The organism is Proteiniclasticum sediminis (assembly GCF_018128025.1).
Classification (GTDB): domain Bacteria; phylum Bacillota; class Clostridia; order Clostridiales; family Clostridiaceae; genus Proteiniclasticum; species Proteiniclasticum sediminis.
The window spans coordinates 75939-96657 of record NZ_JAGSCS010000010.1 but is presented as its reverse complement, the minus strand read 5'-3'; the positions used below and the strand labels follow the sequence as shown (position 1 = coordinate 96657).

Genomic DNA, 20719 nt, shown 5'->3' with positions numbered 1-20719 from the left:
GAAAAGCTAATTCTTGCCACATAAAAAACAAAGCGACCATTTCTTTTCGGAAATTGGTCGCTTTGTCTACAGTCTGATCCCCTCCGAATCTTCGGAGGGGATTTCTTCTGCGTGAAAAGTTGCGAAATTTCGAAATTTTTAAGGTTTCTGTGCTATAATGACCCCAACAAATGAATTGGAGGATCAGGTTATGGATTGGATTTTCGGCCTTTTCGGCAGTTTTCTCCCCATTATTGTGGTATTTGCGATCTTCAGCTCCATTGTCAGCGCGCAGAAGAAGAATCCTGCCCGCAGACCGCCCCAGAGCCGGCCAAGTCAAGGCCAAGGCTACGGCGCGGCAAAGCCTAGAGCGGTGGCAGCCGATGATATCACCCAGCTGACCAAGGAAGCCCAAAAGCATACCCAGAGCTTTCAGCGGTCGAACATGGACTACGATCAGAAACGTCCCATGACCGCGGTGAATCCCTATGCCGATGTCCGGTCTCGGGATAGTCTCACCTCCACCAAGGAAAACCAGGACCGTCAGCGGGAAGCGGCCAAGAAGAAAAAAGAGATGGAAACCAACACCCGGGAACAGCGCTATGCCTATGACGAGAGTTACGGGAAGAAGACGGAGAAGCCGGCAGCTTCCGCTGCGGGGGCTGTGCAGAATACCGTTCCGGAAATGGGCGCCCCAAGGCGCAAGTCCATGGTAGAAAATATGGGCAATGATTTCCTGAAGTATGGGGATCAGTTCCTCAAGGCGGGTGACCGCTATCTGAACTACAAGCCCGGCGGACTTTACAGCTATGCCGAGAAGTATGGTCTGGTGGAATATCCGGAACCGGAAAAGAAACCCGCTGTCCCCGTGGCGAAAGCTTAACCAAAGAAAAAAGAGCTGAACACATCAGGGTGATGGTTCAGCTCTCTTTATTTTACAAGCTATGCTCAAAATGCTTTTTTTGACGTACTTACCCGATGCACCGCACTCAGCAGTCCATAGAGTAGCGCTGTGGTGATGGGGTAGAGGATGAGGTTTTTGGTGATCCGGGCGGCCACGAGGACGAGGAATGCTTTTCCAAACATCATCTGCAGCCAAAGCGGGGTCAGCAGCATGTTAATCAGCAGTGTCGTCAAGAGGGACAAAAGGGCTACCCGGGGAAGCGTTGGTTTCTTGCGGTAGAGCAGGAAGCCGTAGAGCGCTCCCACGAGGAGGGCGTTGAGGGTGAAGCCCGGAAAGAAGGGTCCCGTGGGACGGGCCACATACCCCAGAAGATCCGCCGCCACGCCGATGAGGGCACCCACCACAGGGCCGAAGAGCATGCCGCCGGCAGCGATGGGGAGCGAGGCGAAGCTGATCTGGTTGATCAGGGAAATGGGGATTTTCAGGAGAGCCAGCACAACGCTGAATGCGATGAGCAGACCCGCCAGGGCGATGGTGTTGGTCTTCCGCAGTTCGCCGGCGGAAGACCGGAGTGTCTCAATCATTTTTCTCAAAAAAAATGACCTCCCTTATTTTGTGATAACCACATAAAGAGAAGACTCTTCTGTGGCAACGGAATGCGGAATAGGCACCGTAAATTCTCCCTTTTGGGGGAATTTTTCGTCCAGCGGCAACTTCCCGTCCGACTGGCACTTGACGCGCATATTCCTACTTTGCCTGTGCTCATTGTAATTTCCGGAAGGGTGGATTGCAACAGGGAAGCTAAAAAATAATAATCCCGGGATTTTTTGCCAGGATTATTGGAGCTCTGGCAAAAGCATCCGGGAGATTCTGCCAAGGTTGAGGGTTTCTTCCCAGGATGGAGATTTTTTCTGGGGAAGTGGGCTGAAATTTCAGGTCTGTGATACAATTTAAGAAACCCTATGCTATCTTGATCCGAACTTGAGGAGGAGAATATGAAAGAATTTACTGGAATGAACCGGGCAAACCTCGCCCAGACCCTGGAAGACAACAGTCTTTTGCTCCTGTTTGCGGGAGAAGCCCCGAAGAAAACAGCGGATGAAGCCTACAAGTATACCCCTAACCGGAACTTCTACTACCTGACGGGAATTGCGGAAAGCTCCGTGGTCCTGGCCCTTTATAAACACCAGGGTGCGGTGCAGGAATCTCTCTTTATCAAGCGCCGGGATGAGGTGCTGGTGAAATGGGTGGGGGAAACCATCAGTCCGGAGGAAGCCACGGCCGTGTCGGGAATTACGGATATCCGTTTCCTGGATACCCTGGAGGCGTTCCTGCATAATCTTCTGGCGAAGGAAGATGTGGTCCGGGTGTACTTTGATCTGGAGAAGGATAACTTTCAGGCTCCGGATACGACGGGCGTGGCTTTTGCCAAATCCCTGGCGGCCAAGTATCCCCAAATTCAGGTGGCCAACTGCTACAATGGGATTTCCCGGCTGAGAGTGCGCAAGAGCGCCCGCGAAGTGGAGGAAATCAAGAAGGCCATCACCATTACGGGAGAGGGTATTGCGCACCTCATGCAGAACGCCAAAGCCGGCATGAAGGAGTACCAGCTGGAGGCCTACTTTGACTTCATCCTGAAGTCCCGGGGTGTAAAAGATTTTGCCTTCACCACCATCTGCGCTTCCGGTCATAACGGAACTGTACTTCACTATGTGGCCAATGACGCGGAGGTGAAGGAGGGGGATCTGGTTCTTCTGGATCTGGGAGCACAACATGGCTATTACAGTGCAGACATTTCCCGAACCTTCCCCGTCAGCGGAAAGTTCAGCGAACGGCAAAAGACCTTCTACAACATTGTGCTTAAAGCCCATGATGAGGTCATCGCCATGGTGAAACCCGGGGTTCCCTATGCTCGCATCAATGAGCTGGTACTGGAAATCTATGCCCGGGAACTGAAGGCTCTGGGTCTCATCGAAAAGGATGAGGAAGTCCGCAAATACTACTACCATAACACTTCCCACCATTTGGGCCTGGATACCCATGATGTGGGCCGTCGGGATGGACTCCTGGAGGAAGGGATGGTCATCACCGTGGAACCCGGTCTCTATATCGAAGAGGAAAGTATCGGTATCCGCCTGGAGGATGATGTCCTCATCACCGCTGACGGTGCAGTGAATCTTTCTGTGGAGATCCCCATCACCGTGGAAGATGTAGAAGCGTTCCTCGCGAAGCGTTAACCGATAGGATAGTTTGAAAGGCAGGGCTTTAACGCCCTGCCTTTTTTCACATGCGGAAAATGAGACAAAAAAGAATCCCAACCGTTTCCGGTTGGGATTCTTTCTCTGCTGGTGCAGATAACAGGAGTTGAACCTGCACGAGGTTGCCCCCACTAGCACCTGAAGCTAGCGCGTCTGCCAATTCCGCCATATCTGCATGACTTGCTCTCAAAGGAGCACAAAACATATTATACGTCCACTTTTTCTTTTTTTCAAGAGATTTCTTTTAAAAAAGAAAAATGGTGGAGACGATGGGACTCGAACCCACGACTTCCACACTGCCAGTGTGGCACTCTCCCAGCTGAGCTACGCCCCCGTACATGAGTTATTATAATACAGGATTTCGGAAATATCCATAGTGAGATTGAAATAATTTATTCATATTTTTTGAAAATGCAGGTCAAAAAGGGGGATATTCCTTGAGCGGGAAGAATTATCCCGAAACAAAAAAATCCTGGAAGGAGCCTGGGGACAGGGTTTGCCCTGGAAATTTCTCAGGAGGGATCTTTTGGGGCTGCGTTCTGGGGGATCCGGGGAAACCGTTGCATTGGAACGCGTTCTTTGCTAGAATTAGACATGATATGAGAAAAATTGACGAAGAAAAGAAGAGTACGGGAAGGGAAACTCACAGAGAGCCTACGGTTGGTGAAAGAGAGGCAGCGAAACAACCCGGAACATGGACTTGGAGTCGGTATCTGAATCGTTAGGGTACCCGGGAGCCCCCGTTACAGGGCGAGGTGGTTCAGGCCACCTGTGGAGGCACAGCACCGCGAGGGCTGTGTGAATTAGAGTGGGAACACGCAAGAAGCGTCTCTATGGAGCAATCCATAGAGCTTTTTTTTATGATTAAGGAGGATGAAACCATGAACAAGACCTATTACATCACCACCCCCATATACTACCCCTCAGCGAATCTGCATATCGGCAACACCTACACCACCGTAGCGGCCGATGCTCTGGCCCGGTACAAGCGAAAGGACGGCTTTGACGTCATGTTCCTCACAGGCAGTGATGAACACGGCCAGAAGATTCAGCGTCTGGCTGAAGAAAAGAAGGTGACGCCGAAGGAGTATGTGGATCATATCGTGGCGGGGATCAAAGATCTCTGGAAACTGATGAACATCAGTTATGACAAGTTTATCCGCACCACGGATGAGTATCATGTGGAAGTGGTGCAGCAGATCTTCAAACAGCTCTATGATCAGGGCGACATTTACAAGAGCGTCTACGAGGGCTGGTACTGCACCCCCGATGAATCCTTCTGGACGGATTCCCAGCTGAAGGACGGCAAGTGTCCGGACTGCGGAAGAGCCGTGGAGAAAGCCAAGGAGGAAGCCTACTTCTTTAAGATGAGCAAGTATGCAGACCGCCTCATTCAGTACATCGAGGATAATCCGCACTTTATTCAGCCGGAATCCCGAAAGAATGAAATGCTGAATAATTTCCTTAGGCCGGGGCTGACGGATCTATGTGTCTCCCGTACTAGCTTTGACTGGGGGATTCCCGTGTCCTTTGACCCGGATCATGTGGTGTATGTCTGGATTGATGCCTTGTCCAACTATATCACCGCCCTGGGCTACGGCACGGACAATACGGAGCTGTATGCCAAGTACTGGCCTGCTGATGTCCATCTCATCGGAAAAGACATCCTGCGGTTCCATACCATTTACTGGCCCATTATGCTCATGGCTCTGGATATCCCCCTGCCCAAGCAGGTCTTCGGCCATGGCTGGCTCCTGGTGGATGGCGGAAAAATGTCCAAATCCAAGGGGAATGTGGTGGATCCGGTGATCCTTGTGGATCATTTCGGGGTGGATGCCGTCCGTTACTTCCTGCTGCGGGAAATTCCCTTCGGCAGTGATGGCCTCTTTAATAATGAAACCTTTATCAAGAAGATCAACTCAGACCTGGCCAATGATCTGGGCAATCTCCTCTCCCGAACCGTCTCCATGGTGGAGAAGTATTTCGAGGGCATCGTTCCGGAAAAATATGTGGAAGGAGACTTCGATGCGGAGCTCATGGCGCTGTGTCTGAAGACCCCGCAGCTGGTGGGAGACGCCATCGATCAGCTGAAGCTGCCCGAGGCCCTGACCCATATCTGGACCCTCATCGGCCGGGCCAACAAGTATATTGATGAAACCACGCCCTGGATTCTGGCCAAGGATGAAGCTCTTAAAGCTCGTCTGGGCGGCGTGATGTACAATCTTCTGGAAACCCTGCGCTTTGCCGCCGCATTGGTGGAGCCCTTCCTGCCGGATACAGCAGCAAAGGTTCAGCGTCAGATCCAGGCTGAAGATATTTCCTTTGCCAGCCTCTTGAGCTTTGACGGCACCAAGCCGGGCACCCTGGTGCAGAAAGGTGAAATCATCTTCCCCCGCATCGATGTCCAGAAAAAGCTGGAGGAGCTGGAAGCCCTCCAGGAGAAACCCGTGGTGAAGAAAGCGGTCAAGCCTTTAAAGGAAGAGATCACCATTGAAGATTTCGCCAAGCTGGACCTGCGGGTGGTAAAAGTTTTAGCCTGTGAACCCATCAAGGGGGCCAAGAAGCTGCTGAAGCTCACGGTAGATCTGGGAAATGAAACCCGTCAGGTGGTCTCCGGCATCGCAGAGCATTACGCCCCCCAGGATCTTGTGGGAAAGAAGGTTATTCTTGTGGCCAACCTGAAGCCCGTTACCCTGCGGGGAGAGCTTTCCCAGGGGATGATCCTGGCTGCGTCCACCGCTGAATCCCTATCTGTGATTGTTCCGGATAAGGATGAGGAAACCGGTACTGTCGTCAGCTAAAGGCCCAAAATGCAAAGAGTCCCTGGGTAAAATTGAGCTGCAGCACCTCCTTCGGGAGCTTTGCTGCAGCTCTTTTCATGAAATCCTGGGGGAAGGGTCTTGGACCGGTGGGGATGTTCGTGCTACACTGAAACCGAAGGCTTAAGGGGAGAAAAGAACTCTGAAAGCCTACGAGACAGATCCGAACGATGGCGAAACTGCCGTTCGTTTACACCATCCGTCTGGTCCGCGAGTGGGTGGGCCCAGGGCTGGATGCGGAGGAATGATAACGAAATCATAACAAAATCATGACAAAAAAGAAAAAATCCAGAAAATTAATAGGTGTAAAGGGCTCTTCATAAGTCTTGGAAGCCTTGCAAAAAGCCGATCCCCGGAGTTTATGAACAGAAAATGAACATTCGTATGATATGTTTACATTTCATTCATTTGTGTGAAGAATTCTCTTCACATTTCTAGGGGAGATGAAAGGACGGGAAATGCCATGAAAGCGATTTTTGACTCCCATGCTCACTATGATGATGCACAATTTGATGAAGACCGGGATGAGCTTCTCCGGGAAATGCCGACCCAGGGAGTGGGGGGCGTGCTCAACATGAGTTCGGATTATGCCTCGATCCAGAAAACGGTGGATCTGGTGGAGCGTTATGACTATATTTACGGCGCGGTGGGAATCCACCCGGAAAATGCCGCGGAGTATAATGAGGAGGTTCGAAAAGAACTCCTGGAGATTTTGCAGCGGGACAAATTTGTCGCCGTGGGTGAAGTGGGTCTCGATTACTACTGGGAGTCCAATCCCCCCCGGGAGATCCAGAAAGCGGTGCTGACCGATCAGTATGAAATCGCCAAAAGCCTTGGGATTCCGATCATTCTTCATGATCGGGAGGCCCATGAGGACATCCTGACCATTGCCAAGGCCTACCCCATGGTCACCTCTGTGTTTCACGCCTACTCCGGCAGTGTGGAGATGGCCCGGGAAATTGTCAAGCTGGGCGGATACCTGGGGATTTCCGGAGTGCTGACCTTTAAGAATGCCCGGAAGCTTCCGGAAGTGGTTCAGGAAATCCCCCTGGATCGCCTTCTTTTGGAAACCGATGCCCCTTACATGGCCCCGGTGCCTTTCCGAGGAAAGCGGAACCGGTCCGACTATCTTCGGTCCGTGGCGGAGAAGGTGGCGGAGCTGAAGGAAATCACGGTGGAGGAGGTTCTGGAGACCACCTTTGCGAATGTACAGCGGCTCTTTGGACTTTCGGAGAAGAAGTTGTGAAGATTTACGTTAACAATTTGTTCATAATATGATGTGTCGAATAGCGAAAATCGTTGATAATCAATGATTTTCGCTATTTTTTGACAGTGAAATTGCCCCCCGATATAATGGGTCCGTAACTCTAAAGGAGGGTAATATGAAAAGATTATTTTCAAAGAGTGTGTTCATTGCGTTATTCGCAGCGGCAACCATGCTCACCGTAGTCATGGCTGTTAATAGTATGAAGAAGCACATTACCATTGTTATTGATGGAAAAGAACAAGTCATAGAGACATATTCGGAAACCGTGGAAGGTGTTTTGTCGGAAATGGGCATCACCGTGGCGGAGAAAGACAAGATGGACCGGAGTACCTCCGATGTCCTGGCCAAGAACGACAAGATTGAGATCATCCGGGCAGTCCCGGTGGAACTCACGGCAGATGGCGCCACCGTGCGCTTCATGACCGCAGAAAAGACCGTGGAAGCCTTCTTCACCGCAGAGAATGTGGTGGTTAACGAGGCGGATATCGTCTCCGCTGCCATGACCGATGCTGTCTACAGCGGCATGCAGGTATCCGTGATCCGGGTGACGGGAGAAGTGGTCTATGAGACGCAACCCGTGGATTTCGCCGTGCAGGAAGTGAAGGACAGCAATCTTCTGAAGGGCACCAAGATCGTAAAGCAGGAAGGCGCCCAGGGAGAACGTAAAATCACCCGTCAGCGCACCTATGAAGATGGAATCCTCGTCAGCGAAGTGGAAGTGGGCAATGAAATCGTCAAGAGTCCGGTGGATAAGATCGTAGCCGTGGGAACCAAGGTTCCAGTGGTGGCGAAAAAGCCCTCGGCATCGTCCATCTATGCTTCCCGGGGAGGCGCTATTCCCTCCTCTCTCAGCTATTCCTCATCCTTCCGGGTTTCGGCCACAGCCTATGCCGGTCACGGCGTCACGGCCACGGGAACCGTACCCGTACGCAATGAGGGAGGCTGGTCCACCATTGCCGTGGATCGCAATGTCATTCCCCTGGGCACAAGAGTTTATGTGGAAGGCTATGGCTATGCCATCGCCGAAGACGTGGGCGGAGCCATCGTGGGAAACAAGATCGACCTCTACATGAACTCCACCTCGGCAGCCCTGACCTGGGGACGCCGCACGGTGACCATCTACATTCTGGACTAAAAATCGGACGTGTAAAAATCGGGCGCCTGCCCGATTTTTTTTGTTCCGGAGAAATATCTGCTATAATAGGAAAGAGTAAAAAGCAAGGGGATACTATGATAAGAGAAGTAATTGTGGTGGAAGGCAAGGATGATGTGGCTGCGGTGAAAAAAGCCGTGGAGGCAGAGGTTCTGGCCGTCCATGGATTTGGGATCAATGAAGAGGTCATCGGAAAGATCCGGGAAGCCGCCAGACGCACGGGGGTCATCGTGCTGACGGATCCGGACCATGCCGGGGAGCGCATCCGGCGGATCATCGCCAAACGTGTGCCCCAGGTAAAACACGCCTACATCATGCGGGAAGAGGGCAGAAGAGGAACGAACATCGGGGTGGAGAATGCATCCCCCGAGGCCATTCTCCGTGCGCTGGAAGCGGCAAAAGCCGTGGTGGAGGAAAAGGAGATCCGCTTCACCCCTCGGGATCTCCATGCTTTTAAGCTGGCAGGGGCACCCGATTCGAAGCTTCGGCGGCAGATTCTGGGGAAAGCCCTGGGAATTGGTTACGGAAACTCCGCATCGTTTCTGTCCCGGCTGAATGCGTACTGCATCAGCGTGGAAGAGTTTGAACAGGCTATAAAAACCCATTTTGAGGAGTATCGCGATGAATAATGCCACAACACGGGAAATCGTAGAAAAATACGGATTTCATTTTACCAAAAGTCTGGGCCAGAATTTTCTGGTGGACCAGAATATTGTCCACGCCATCGTCCAGGGAGCCGAGATCGGAAAAGAGGATCATGTGGTGGAAATCGGACCGGGCGTGGGAACCCTTACCCGGGAACTGATCCGCACCGCGGGGAAGGTCACAGCCATTGAACTGGATGCCAAGCTCATCCCCATCCTTCAGGAGGAACTGAAGGAGGCGGATAACTTCGAGCTGATCCACGCCGACGCCACGAAAGTGGATTTCGAAGCCCTGGCGGCCGGGGAAAACATCAAGCTGGTGGCCAACCTGCCCTACTATGTCACCACGCCCATCATCACCCGGATCCTCAATGACAAGGTGGGCTTCCAGTCCCTGACCATTATGATTCAGAAGGAAGTGGCGGAAAGAATTAATGCGGTGCCGGGGACCAAGGACTATGGAGCCCTGTCTCTTCTGGTCCAGTACTACTGCGACACCAAGATCGTCCGCCATGTTCCTCCGGAGTGCTTTATTCCCCGGCCCAAGGTGGATTCCACGGTGATTCGTCTCACCCGTCTGGCAAAACCACGGGCAGAGGTGGCCGATGAGGAACTCTTCTTCCGGATCATCCGGCAGGTCTTCAATATGCGCCGTAAAACCCTGGCGAATAATCTGAAGGCTCTGGGGTATTCCCGGGAATATGTGGAAGAAGTCCTGCGGCGTGCCGGACTGGATGAAAAGGTTCGGGGAGAGACTCTCTCGGTGGAGCGTTTTGCCCAGTTGGCCAATACAATCAAGGAGATGGGAAAGCGTGAAACGGAAAACTAGCCTTATCCTGGGCTTCCTCCTTGCGGTGGGACTCTTCATGGGCTGCTCGCGCATCGACAGCCTGAAGGTGAAATATGGGATGAAGAATCTGGATTTTGAGTTTATGACCACCGGGGACATCGACTCCATCATCATCCAGAGCACCCGGGATCCGGGATTCCGCTTCATTGTCACGGATCCCAGCACCATTCGGGAGCTCTATACGAGCCTGTCCTCTGCCAAGAAGACCACGGAACGCATCACCCACGATGCGGACTACATCTTCGAATTTCATGATCTGGATGGGAATGTCCGAAAGTACAGTTATGTGGCGGGTATGTCGGACCAGCAACGGGCGAATTTTTATAATGAGGAAGACAGTTACATTGTGACTGACCGCATCGATAATAATCTCATCCGCAATCTCTACAGCCTGCGAAAACCCAAATATTTCGAGGAAATCTACTATGGGACGCTGTTGGAACTCATGGCATCCCTCCGGGAAGAATTCCCGGACAAGACCATGGGCATCCGCCTGTATGGGGATTCCGACATCCTCAAATATCAGCTGTCCAAGGACATCGAGAATTTCCGGACCGAGGCCCTCCAGTGGAATACGGTGGTCCTCAATCCGGGGGAGAAAAGCGACATCGTTCTGGAAGTCAAAACCCAGGGCTTCACGACCCTCGTCTACAAAGCGGTGGTCACCCTGAAAATGGAGTCAGAGTCCATGAGCCGGAACTACTATATCTATGGCAAATACAGCAACGACTTGACGGGATGGGAAACCCTCATCTCGGAGACCAAGCCGGAAGGATTTTAGGAGGTTATCATGGTAAAGTGCGCAACATGTGCAGTGAAGAATAAATGCAGAAAGGACCTGAAGTGCGAGCTGATCAAGCCTAAGTACGGCAAGATCAAGCATGTGGTGGGGGTCATCAGCGGAAAAGGCGGCGTGGGAAAATCCACCGTCACCGGCATCATCGCCGTCCAGCTGCGAAAGCTGGGGTATAAGGTGGGGGTACTGGATGGCGACATCACCGGTCCCTCCATCCCTCGATTCTTCGGGCTGGAAAAAGAACGGACCGGCTATGCCCCCACGGAGGTCAAGGATGCGTACAAGTTTGTCCCTGTGGAAACGGGACTGGGCATCAAGGCCATTTCCATGAACTTCATGCTGGGCGAAGAAGAGGAGCCCCTCCTCTGGAAGGGACCGGTCCTGGGCAATGTCCTGGTGCAGCTCTTTACCGACACAGACTGGGGCGAGCTGGATTATCTTCTCATCGATATGCCCCCGGGAACCGGCGATATCGCCATGACCATCATGGAGCAGTTTCCTGTGGACTATCTGGTGATGGTTTCTACCCCCCAGAGCATGGTGTCCATGATCGTGCAGAAGGTGGTGAACATGGCCGAGAAACTGGAGATTCCCGTGAAAGGGGTCATCCAGAACATGGCCTATTTTCAGTGCCAGGGCTGCGGTGAGCGCCACAATGTCTTCACAAACAACTCTGCCCAGAGTCAGGCTGACAAAATGGGGCTGAAGCTTCTGGCGGAGCTCCCCATCAATCCGGAGTTCACCGATTACCTGGAAGATGGCCAAGCGGAACGTTTTGCTGCCACCAATCCCGAGTATGATGTGATCTATGAGGCCTTCAAAACGGATGATGAGGAAATCTATGCCCGGAATAAAGCGGTAAAGAAGAAAGTGATTCCATTCCTATAATCGACAGGGAAAAGCAAGAGGAGAGAACCCTAAAAACTAAAGGGTTTTCTCGGGGGAGGAAAGATGAACCAAGGATCCTGGATTGCCATCTATATGCCTCTGTTCATCCTGTTTGTGGTGATTCTGCCGGAAATGCGCAGAGTTGCCGTGGTGGCCGTGAAGCGCAGCAGAAAAAGGAGGAAGTTTCCCATGAACCATGAAATTATCCAAAAGTACATCGGCAGCTCCTGCAGGATTTCCACGGGTTCCTTCGGGAACGCCATTGTGGGGGTTATCCGCGATGTGAAGGACAACTGGATTGAGGTGGAGACTAAGAAAGGCATGGAACTGGTCAATGCCGAGTTTGTTTTAAATATTCGAGCCCTGAGAGGATAAATGCAAGAGCCGGTTCACTGAACCGGCTCTTGACATTTTATAGTGATGATTAGCGTTTTTGACTACCCTGAAGGATTTTAAGGAAACGCTCCCAGGGAAGTACTAGCAGGATGGCGAGAAGGATGACCAGTTCCATGGCTACAAAGGATCCATTGTAGCCCAGGGAGTAAATCCAAAGGCCCAGGCCTTCCTGCTGGCCTTCCGGAGCGTAGGCGGCAAAGAAGATTACTCCGGAGAGCACGTGCATGATCAGCCGAAGCAGCTGCCCGGCGATGGAACCGACGAAGCGGTTCTTGAAGTAACCAGCAGTCCCCACCAGCATGAAGGGCAGAGGGTAATCCAAAAGCGTCTGCAGAGGGTGGACGATGTAGGGCCCCATGAAGAGGTTGACCACCCCAAAGAGAAATCCCGTGAGCATACCCACTTCTGGCCCATGGGCATAGGCCATGAGGATGATGGGGAGGGTAGAGGCCAAGGTGACACTTCCCCCCTGGGGCATGTGGAACAGGGGCAAAGAGTTCAGTACGGCGCAGATGGCCACACTGATGGCAATTTGGGCCATGAGAAGAGGGGTGAGTCGGATCTTCCGGGTGACCAGAATGAAGACGATGAGGGCAAAGACGGCAATGAGGGCCCCTAGAGCGGCCGGCTGGGCCATGAGGGCAGTAAGGGCTTCCTTGGAACTGGACATGAGATTGAGCATGGTAATTCCTCCTTTTACTAGAGGCTAGGAACAAAAAAACTGCCTAACCAAAGGTAAGGCAGTAAACTTCTTGTTGTTTATCCGCTTCCCTACGCTGGTCCTAACCAGATCAGGTTACAGGGTTGATTTTCATCTCTCAGCTTTGCAGCACCCCTAGCCATAACTTTATTCTATGGGATATGTCTTCTGCCGTCAAGGCAATGGACTAATTTCCCAGAACTCTTTGGATGCAGATCCCTAGAAGGCCTTTTCCCGTATGGACGCCCAAAGCCGGGCTGATCTGGGCAAACTCCAGGGACAGGATATTGGGGAGGTTCTTGATCCGCTCCACCATGTCCTGGGCTTCCTTCAGCGCGCCTCCGTGCATGACCCACACTTTGCAGCGGGTTTTCTCCAGGTTTTCCTTAAGAATGGACACGAGCTTGGCATAGGCCTGATTCGTTCCTCGGGCTTTATCCACGGTATAGTAGACCCCATCCTTATCCACGGAGATGATGGGCTTGATGTTGAGGAGCTGACCAATGGTTCCGGACACTTTGCCGATTCGTCCGCCCTTGATGAGATAATCCAGGGTGGCGACGCAGTAGTAGGTATCCACGGACTCATGGAACGTGGGCAGGGCTTCCAGGATTTCAGCAAAGGATTTGCCGGCCTTCACCATCTTGGCCGCTTCCACCGCCTGGATGCCTTCAGCTAAGGAAAGGTTCTTCGTGTCATGGATGTAGGTGGTGAGCTGGGGATGCTCCTGGGCCATGAGCTTCACGGAGTTTGCCGTGCCAGAGAGGCCGCTGGAGATCAGGACACCGATGGCATGGGTATAGCCTTCGGCGATGAGCTCTTCAAAGAGTCGGCTGATGTCGTCTCCCGAGGGCAGGCTGGTCTTGGGCACTTCATTTTCCAGGTTGTCATACACCGCATCAGGACTGATTTCCACCCGATCCCGGTACTCCTGATTCCTGTAGATAATGCGCAGGGGCAGGTAGCGGATCCCGTACTCGGCCAGATCGCCATCGGAAAGATCACAGGCGCTGTCGGTGAATATTGCAATTTTTTCCATAGTTTCCTCCAAAGGGTTGCTTTTCTAAAGTATACCACCGGACTAAAGCGGTTACAATAAAGGGCAAGGGGGAAAGGGGCTCGGCCGGATCGGGTTTTTTCAACAGAGGAGGAATACAGATCTGGGCTCAGCAACATAGAAATCAGAAAATTAATAGCCCTTGTCCGCCGGGTTATAGTAAAATAGAAGGTAGAATTTGTGAAAGCGAGGTGAACAAGGGCAGAGGATCCGTTCCCTGCCCGACGTTTATGAAAATAACCATTAACCAGTCCTATGATGCCGTTCTGGTTCCTGTGCTGAAAGGCAAGGATTCCGATTATCCCGAGCTTCTCCAGGAGCTCAATGAGCGAGAACTTTTCAAAGGGGAAAAAGGAGAGCTCTACAGCCATCTGAGCCTGGACACGGGAAAGGTTCTCGTCTTCCTGGGCTTGGGCGAAGAAGAGAAGGTCACCGAGGAAGAACTGAAGCTGGCCGCCTTTAAGGGCGCCCGGGAACTCTCCCGGCTGAAGGTAAAGAAGGCTTCCGTGAAGCTGACGAAGCTCCAGGGCCTTTGCTACCGAAAGAGCACCAAGGCCTTCGGGGAAGGGCTCTATCATGCGGAATACCGTTTCGACAAGTACCTGAGCAAGAAGACCCCCTTCACCCTGGAAGAGGTTTCCTTCCAGCTGCTGGAGGGCAAGGAAGAAAAAGTGCTTCCCGGTCTTCAGGAACTGGACCATCTCATGGCCGGGGTGTTTACCACCCGCAATCTCATCAATGAGCCGGCCATCGTTCTTACGCCCAAGGCATTGGCCGAAGCGGCAAAAGCGGAGCTGGAGCCCCTGGGCATCGAGGTGACGGTGTACTCCCGTCAGGATGCCGAGGCCATGGGGATGAAGGCCTTCCTGGCCGTGGCCAAGGGTTCCTCCAATGAACCCCAGGGCATTGTCATGCGTTATCGCGGGGCCTCTTCCGAAGAACCAGTGCTGGGTCTGGTGGGCAAAGGGGTCACCTTTGACACCGGCGGATATTCCATTAAGCCAGGTCCCTCCATGGTCACCATGAACGGCGATATGGGTGGTGCAGGATCCGTCATCGGCGCCATGAAAGCCATTGCCCTGAACCAACTGGAAAAGAATGTCACCGCAGTTATTTTAGCCACGGATAATGTGATTTCCGGGGATGCCTACGTTCCGGGAGACATTGTGGGCTCCATGGCCGGGAAGACCATCGAGATCCACAGCACCGACGCCGAGGGCCGTTTGACCCTGGCCGATGCCGTGCACTACATCATCACCAAGGAAAACGTGGCCTCAGTCATCGATGTGGCGACCCTTACGGGGGCCTGCGTTGTGGCCCTGGGTTCTCTTCATACCGGAGCCTTTACCAACAATGAAGCGCTTCTTAACGAGGTGAAGGCGGCAGCCAAGACTGCGGGAGAGCCCCTGTGGCAGCTTCCCGTAGAAGAAGGACACCACGACCTGATCAAGGGAGACCGGGGGGATCTGAAGAACACCGGCGGACGATGGGGCGGAGCCAGCACGGCAGCAGCCTTCATCGAAGCCTTCGTGGGAGAAACGCCCTGGGTACACCTGGATGTGGCTGGGACCTCCGACATCGAATCCCCCAAGGGCTATCTGCCCAAGGGTGCCACCGGCGTTCCGGTGAAAACACTATATTATTATGTCAAGGGTGACAGCGGCAAGAAGTGCTGCTAAGACCCCCTAAATCAGGAGGGAAGATGGAAATGAATCAGGCACGCTGGGAAAAAATGAAAATGCGGATGCGGGAAGTGCAGCTGGAGCAGCTTTTGGTCACGGATACGCCTTCGATTTACTATCTGACCGGCCGATGGATTGAGAGTGGCGAGCGGCTTCTGGTGCTCTATGTTCCTCTGGAGGGTACACCGAAGCTCCTGATCAACGAACTCTTCCCCCAGAAGCCCCTGGAGGGAGTGGAGCTGGTCTGGCTGAAGGACACTTCCGATGCTTTGGGGATCCTTTGTCAGGAACTCCTGCCGGGGAAAACCCTGGGCATCGACAAGAACTGGCCTTCAGGATTTCTCCTGGGCCTCATGGAACGCTGGGGATCCACCCAGGTGATGAACTCTTCCCTTTTGCTCGATGGACTTCGGGCCGTGAAAGAACCGGAAGAGGTGGAGCTCATGCGGGAGGTTTCCCGCATCAACGATGACGCCATGGGAAAGCTCATGGAGGTCCTGGAGGAGAACCTGACGGAAAAGGATGTGGAGGAGCGGCTGGCCAAGATTTACGCTAATCTGGGTGCCGACGGATTTTCCTTCACCCCCATCATCGCCTTTGGGAAAAATGGGGCAGATCCCCATCACACCAACGGCCTTCGGCTCCTAAACCCGGGGGATGCGGTGATTCTTGATATCGGCTGCCGGAAGAACCATTACTGTTCAGATATGACCCGGACTGTTTTCTTCGGCCATGCGTCGGAGGAAGACCGGGAAGTCTACGAGACGGTCCGTGCCGCCAATGAAGCGGCCATTGCCCGAATCAAACCGGGCGTGACCTTTGCCGAAGTGGATGCGGCAGCCCGGGATCTCATCGCAGCAAAAGGATATGGCCCCTTCTTTACTCATCGCACGGGCCATTCCATCGGCATCGAGGTCCATGAACCCGGGGATGTGTCCTCCGCCAATACAAATCCGCTGGTGCCCGGGATGATTTTTTCCGTGGAACCGGGCATCTACCTGGAGGGAAAGCTGGGTGTCCGCATCGAGGACCTGGTGGTGGTGACCGCCACTGGGGCGGAGGTGCTGAACCAGGTATCCAAAGAACTTCGAATTCTCTAAGCCGAAAACATAAGCCCGGACGCGTGCCGATTTCTGTTTATACAGGAATCGGCCACGTCCGGGCTTTTCATGTCCAAGGGGTTATGGGTTACTCGGTTTTCTGGCGCTCCGCCCTAGGGATGAGCAGCACGGAGGCGGGAGCTCGGCGGGTAAGATTGTTGCTGGTGCTGCCGATGAAGATGTCCTTGAGGAAACCTTTGCCCTGTCTTCCCAAAAGAACCAGATCCACGTGGGTTTTCTCAATGGTGTACATGATTTCCCGGAAGGGGCGTCCCACGTCCAGGACCACATCCACCTGCACCGGGCCCTTTTCTTCCAGGCGCTTCTTCAGGCCCTCCAGGCGGTCCCGGTCGATCTGATTAAACTCGATGATCCGGTAGTCCAGATAGGGGCTGATTTTGGCGATGTCCTGGACATGCATGAGGGTCACGTGTTTCAGTCCGCTTTCCACCATTTTCTCCAGATAGAGAAAAGCGTGATGGGCGTTTTCGGAAAAGTCCGTGGGGAAAAGCACGTGGCTGTCCAGGGATAGACCTGCCGGGGGAAGGGTCAAGTGGCTGCCGTCCGGATTCTCGTGGATTCGCACCACCAGAATCGGCTTGCTGGGCATTTGGATGAGCTCGTAGGCGAATTCGGAATCAAAAATCCGTTTGCCCATGCTGGAGACTTTGGCCCCGATGACGATGAGGGATTCAAAGAGTTCGTCGGCGCTGACCAGACGGTTGATCTCTTCGATGGGCAGCTGGTCCAGGGCCAGTTCACGGGTGTGGATGCCACTGTGTTCCAGCTCCTCCCGGGTGCGTTCCAGCTCTTCGCTTTCCGTCAGGGGTGCGGAGACTTTCAAGGGGTTTTTCTTGGCGAGGATGGCTTCCTCCGCCCCGAAGACCTTGAGGGTGGAGGCAAATTTCATGACCAAATCATCATAGGGAGTCTGCTCGTTGACAATCAGCAATTTTTTGAACATAAGATGACCTCCTTCTGGGCATGGGTTGTTGTCTTTATTTTACCACTGATCTGTGCGAATATTCGAAAACCTTTACAAAAAGTTTAGAACCCACACAAAAAAAGGAGAGCCGAAGCTCTCCTCTGGGGTTAAAATTCTGCGTTGTGGGTGGTGCGGGGGAAGGGGATGACATCCCGGATGTTGGTCATGCCGGTGATGTACATGATCAGGCGCTCGAAGCCCAATCCGAATCCCGCATGCTTGGTGCCGCCGAACTTGCGAAGTTCCAGATACCACCAGTAGTCTTTCTCATGGAGGCCCAGATCGGCCATGCGCTGAAGAAGAACGTCCATACGCTCCTCACGCTGGGATCCGCCGATGATTTCGCCCACGCCGGGAACCAGGCAGTCCATAGCAGCGACGGTTTTTCCGTCATCGTTGAGCCGCATGTAGAACGCCTTAATCTCCTTGGGATAGTCGGTGACGAAAATGGGCCGCTGGAAGATGACTTCCGTGAGGTAGCGCTCATGCTCAGTCTGCAGATCGGCACCCCAGGTGACGGGGTAATCAAACTCCTTGCCGGATTTTTGCAAAAGCTCCACGGCTTCGGTGTAGGTGACCTGTTTGAAGTCGGAGTCCACGATGAACTGAAGCCGCTCCAAGAGGGTCTTGTCGATGAACTGGTTGAAGAATTCCATCTCTTCCGGCGCTTGCTCCAGAATATAGGCAATGACATACTTTAGCATGTCTTCTGCCAGCTTCATGTCGTCCTGAAGATCCGCAAAGGCTATCTCTGGCTCGATCATCCAGAATTCTGCTGCATGGCGGGCGGTGTTGGAGTTCTCTGCCCGGAAAGTGGGGCCAAAGGTGTACACATCACGGAATGCCAGGGCGTAGGCTTCGGCGTTGAGCTGGCCGGAAACCGTCAGGTTGCTTTCTTTTCCGAAGAAGTCTTCGGCATAGTCCACTGCTCCGGTTTCGGTTAAAGGCGGGTTCACGGGATCCAGGGTGGTGACCCGGAACATTTCTCCGGCACCCTCGGCATCACTGCCGGTGATGATGGGGGTATGCACGTAGACAAAGCCCCTCTCCTGGAAGAACTTGTGGATGGCAAAGGCAGCCAGGCTGCGGACGCGGAAAACAGCGGAATAGGTGTTTCCCCGGGGACGCAGGTGAGCGATGGTTCGCAGGTATTCAAAGGTGTGACGTTTTTTCTGCAGGGGGAAGTCCGAGGAGGACGCTCCTTCCAGAAGGATTTCCTTGGCCTTCACCTCAAAGGGCTGTTTGGCTTCGGGGGTATAGACCAGAGTCCCCCGGACCGTGAGGGCCGTGGCGATCTGGTATTTGGACACTTCCTGGAAGTTTTCCAGGGAATCGTCAAATACGATCTGGGCATTTTTAAAGAAGCCTCCGTCGTTGAGTTCGATGAATCCAAAAGACTTGGACACTCTGGTGGTGCGGATCCAGCCGCTGAGTTCAACACTCTGGCCGTCCAAAGCCTGGGCATTGCGGTACAGTTCTTTTACTCTAGCCATGTTCTTCTCCTTTATCCATGTATTTTTTGTTTTGGGGTATAAAAAAAGAGCCCCATCCCGGTAAAGGGACGAGAATCTCGCGGTACCACCCAATTTACAGGGAATAATCCCTGTCACTTTTCCTGTAACGGTCAGGTCCGTCCCCTCCTACTCGAGTTCAAAGGGGATGCTCTGGGGCGTTCTTCGCTGAAAGCCTTCTGCTGATCTTGCACTGTCATCAGCTCGCTGGATGAAGGGGGATTTCAGGTACTCTTCCCGTCACGGCATGTGTGGTATTCATTTTCTGGCTTTCTCTAGTATATAACAAAAGCTTTGGGATGACAAGGGATACGAAACTGAGGAATAGGGAGGAGGGGACCAGGAGGAATCCTTAGAACCAGCAGTTATTTCCCGGGTGAAGAAAATGCGATGGGAGAAGGGGTAATAATAGATCATCCATATCCCGAGAGTGAAGAGAGGTTGAAGTGAAGTGAACAAGGGTTGATGAGCTATAAAATATTCGTCAAAAACAAAAAAAGTTGAATATTCTGAGAGATTTATGATAGGATAAATTATAGCAATCATATTGTATAAAAATATTTGCCAGGAGCAAATTGCAGGCTCATCGAGGAAGTGGCTTAAGCCATGGAAAAGGAGGATATATGCGAAGGAAAATCATGGGGATCATTCTCGTTATGGGACTTTTTACGGCATGCTCCCGTACGGTTGTACCGAAAGAGGAGAACGCGTCGGACTATAATCGGTTTGTCCGCTCTGGAGGTGTGTTTACATGGTCGGAAGAAGGATCCTATGCCAATGCAAATAACCTTCTTTATGTCTTTCAAGACAGCGGGGAGCTGAGTATTCTATGCGCGGATCCTGCCTGTCGCCATGGGGACGAGAGCTGCTCGGCGTATATGCCTTACAATGCCTATGCATCGGGTAACCATCTCTATTATGTGGTGGAAAAAGGACAAAAACGCATCCTCTACCGGGAATCCCTTACGGGAACGAATCGGGAGGAAGTCAAAGTCCTGACGGATCTGCAGGAAGATGAGGCGGTGACTTCCAACTATGCCATCTATCAGAATCATCTGGTGATGGTGCTTCAGGAAACCACAGTGGAGGGAATGGTGCAGAAGGTCTATGGCACGAAACTGAATACAAGGGATGAGCTGGAACTTCTTAGCACAGAGGAACTGATGCTGTTTAGACTTTTGGAAGAAGAGGCGCTCTTTTTCCAAGTCAATGAAATGGGCAGATTGGATCTGGTATCCCTGAACTATGAGACAAAGCACAAGAAGATTATCGTCAAGGATTTGGCGGAAAAATTGGATTTTCTTGCCGATGTCTATGTGGATCAGCAAGGAACGGCGTTCTGGTTTGACATGACGGGGTTCTACCGTTCTGGGGATCAGGGAGAAAAGATCCTGATTCGAGAAGCGGACAAGACGGTGGAAGTGGGCGGGGCACTTTACGATGATCAGTATATCTATCTCCTGAACAGCAACCAATACCTTGATCAGGCGTTTCAAGTGCCGGCGGAAATGCGGGGTCTTCGGATTTATGATCATACGGGAAAACTTCTTTCGTTTGCGCCCTGGGACAGCACCAAAGAAGGGAAAGAACTGTCGTATGCGCTAGCTTCAGCCCAGCGGGTCTTCTACTTCACTTTCGGACAGGATACCCGACCAACGGATTATTTGGACAAAACTGAGATCGGAAATCCCACCTTGACCTGGAAAAAGGTTCATTGGCTACAGGACTGA

General features: G+C 52.7%; 18 protein-coding genes, 2 tRNA genes, 2 riboswitches and 1 other annotated feature. Of the genes, 13 read left to right on the top strand and 7 right to left on the bottom strand.

Going from position 1 to position 20719, the window contains the following annotated elements:
• Positions 1–190: 190 nt before the first annotated feature.
• Complete coding sequence (locus KCG48_RS08850) at positions 191–862, top strand: hypothetical protein (protein ID WP_211801376.1); 672 nt, start codon at positions 191–193, stop codon at positions 860–862.
• Between the two features lie 65 nt (positions 863–927).
• On the opposite strand, the gene KCG48_RS08845 is transcribed toward KCG48_RS08850, so the two are convergent.
• Positions 928–1467, bottom strand: a complete 540-nt coding sequence (locus KCG48_RS08845) for a folate family ECF transporter S component (RefSeq protein WP_211801391.1) — start codon at positions 1465–1467, stop codon at positions 928–930.
• Between the two features lie 63 nt (positions 1468–1530).
• Positions 1531–1640: riboswitch (THF riboswitch) on the bottom strand.
• A gap of 238 nt (positions 1641–1878) precedes the next feature.
• Between KCG48_RS08845 and KCG48_RS08840 the strand changes: the two genes are divergently transcribed.
• Complete coding sequence (locus tag KCG48_RS08840; RefSeq protein WP_211801375.1) at positions 1879–3120, top strand: aminopeptidase P family protein; 1242 nt, start codon at positions 1879–1881, stop codon at positions 3118–3120.
• A 109-nt stretch (positions 3121–3229) separates the two neighbouring features.
• On the opposite strand, the gene KCG48_RS08835 is transcribed toward KCG48_RS08840, so the two are convergent.
• Positions 3230–3316, bottom strand: a tRNA-Leu gene (locus KCG48_RS08835).
• Between the two features lie 83 nt (positions 3317–3399).
• Positions 3400–3475: transfer RNA gene (locus tag KCG48_RS08830), tRNA-Ala, on the bottom strand.
• Between the two features lie 547 nt (positions 3476–4022).
• Between KCG48_RS08830 and metG the strand changes: the two genes are divergently transcribed.
• The 8 genes from metG (at position 4023) to KCG48_RS14770 (ending at position 11933) form a co-directional block, all read left to right on the top strand.
• Positions 4023–5942 carry a methionine--tRNA ligase gene (metG, locus tag KCG48_RS08825; RefSeq protein ID WP_230977069.1) on the top strand — a complete coding sequence of 640 codons (1920 nt, stop codon included), beginning with the start codon at positions 4023–4025 and terminating at the stop codon, positions 5940–5942.
• 481 nt (positions 5943–6423) lie between these two features.
• Positions 6424–7206, top strand: a complete 783-nt coding sequence (locus KCG48_RS08820; protein ID WP_211801373.1) for a TatD family hydrolase — start codon at positions 6424–6426, stop codon at positions 7204–7206.
• A 136-nt stretch (positions 7207–7342) separates the two neighbouring features.
• Complete coding sequence (locus tag KCG48_RS15015; RefSeq protein WP_211801372.1) at positions 7343–8362, top strand: 3D domain-containing protein; 1020 nt, start codon at positions 7343–7345, stop codon at positions 8360–8362.
• A gap of 95 nt (positions 8363–8457) precedes the next feature.
• Positions 8458–9009 carry a ribonuclease M5 gene (gene rnmV, locus KCG48_RS08810; RefSeq protein WP_211801371.1) on the top strand — a complete coding sequence of 184 codons (552 nt, stop codon included), beginning with the start codon at positions 8458–8460 and terminating at the stop codon, positions 9007–9009.
• Positions 9002–9853, top strand: a complete 852-nt coding sequence (rsmA, locus tag KCG48_RS08805) for a 16S rRNA (adenine(1518)-N(6)/adenine(1519)-N(6))-dimethyltransferase RsmA (protein ID WP_211801370.1) — start codon at positions 9002–9004, stop codon at positions 9851–9853. Before rnmV ends, rsmA begins: the two co-directional genes overlap by 8 nt.
• Positions 9837–10655, top strand: coding sequence for a hypothetical protein (locus tag KCG48_RS08800; RefSeq protein ID WP_211801369.1), 819 nt, complete (start codon positions 9837–9839; stop codon positions 10653–10655). Before rsmA ends, KCG48_RS08800 begins: the two co-directional genes overlap by 17 nt.
• Positions 10656–10664: 9 nt before the next feature.
• Positions 10665–11558, top strand: a complete 894-nt coding sequence (locus KCG48_RS08795) for an Mrp/NBP35 family ATP-binding protein (RefSeq protein ID WP_211801367.1) — start codon at positions 10665–10667, stop codon at positions 11556–11558.
• A 63-nt stretch (positions 11559–11621) separates the two neighbouring features.
• The gene (locus tag KCG48_RS14770; RefSeq protein WP_230977068.1) at positions 11622–11933 is read left to right on the top strand and encodes a hypothetical protein; all 312 of its coding nucleotides are present in this window, start codon (positions 11622–11624) and stop codon (positions 11931–11933) included.
• Positions 11934–11982: 49 nt separating this feature from the next.
• Here KCG48_RS14770 and thiT read toward each other — a convergent pair whose 3' ends face one another.
• Together thiT and KCG48_RS08780 are read right to left on the bottom strand one after the other, a co-directional pair.
• Positions 11983–12636, bottom strand: coding sequence for an energy-coupled thiamine transporter ThiT (thiT, locus tag KCG48_RS08785; RefSeq protein ID WP_211801365.1), 654 nt, complete (start codon positions 12634–12636; stop codon positions 11983–11985).
• Between the two features lie 69 nt (positions 12637–12705).
• Positions 12706–12801: riboswitch (TPP riboswitch) on the bottom strand.
• A 40-nt stretch (positions 12802–12841) separates the two neighbouring features.
• Positions 12842–13693: a DegV family protein gene (locus KCG48_RS08780; RefSeq protein ID WP_211801363.1), complete on the bottom strand. Its 852-nt coding sequence runs from the start codon at positions 13691–13693 to the stop codon at positions 12842–12844.
• A 248-nt stretch (positions 13694–13941) separates the two neighbouring features.
• On the opposite strand from KCG48_RS08780, the gene KCG48_RS08775 reads away from it, so the two are divergent.
• Entirely contained in the window at positions 13942–15390 is a 1449-nt protein-coding gene (locus KCG48_RS08775; protein WP_211801361.1) for a leucyl aminopeptidase, read from the top strand.
• Positions 15391–15419: 29 nt separating this feature from the next.
• A complete protein-coding gene (locus KCG48_RS08770; RefSeq protein WP_211801389.1) occupies positions 15420–16493 on the top strand; it encodes a M24 family metallopeptidase in 1074 nt (357 codons plus the stop codon).
• 88 nt (positions 16494–16581) lie between these two features.
• Here the strand turns inward: KCG48_RS08770 and KCG48_RS08765 are convergent, their stop codons facing one another.
• Both KCG48_RS08765 and asnS read right to left on the bottom strand, forming a co-directional pair.
• A complete protein-coding gene (locus KCG48_RS08765) occupies positions 16582–17457 on the bottom strand; it encodes a universal stress protein (protein ID WP_211801359.1) in 876 nt (291 codons plus the stop codon).
• A 128-nt stretch (positions 17458–17585) separates the two neighbouring features.
• Positions 17586–18971 carry an asparagine--tRNA ligase gene (gene asnS, locus KCG48_RS08760; protein WP_211801357.1) on the bottom strand — a complete coding sequence of 462 codons (1386 nt, stop codon included), beginning with the start codon at positions 18969–18971 and terminating at the stop codon, positions 17586–17588.
• A gap of 61 nt (positions 18972–19032) precedes the next feature.
• Positions 19033–19242: a binding site (T-box leader), on the bottom strand.
• Between the two features lie 370 nt (positions 19243–19612).
• Between asnS and KCG48_RS08755 the strand changes: the two genes are divergently transcribed.
• Positions 19613–20719 carry a hypothetical protein gene (locus KCG48_RS08755; protein WP_211801355.1) on the top strand — a complete coding sequence of 369 codons (1107 nt, stop codon included), beginning with the start codon at positions 19613–19615 and terminating at the stop codon, positions 20717–20719.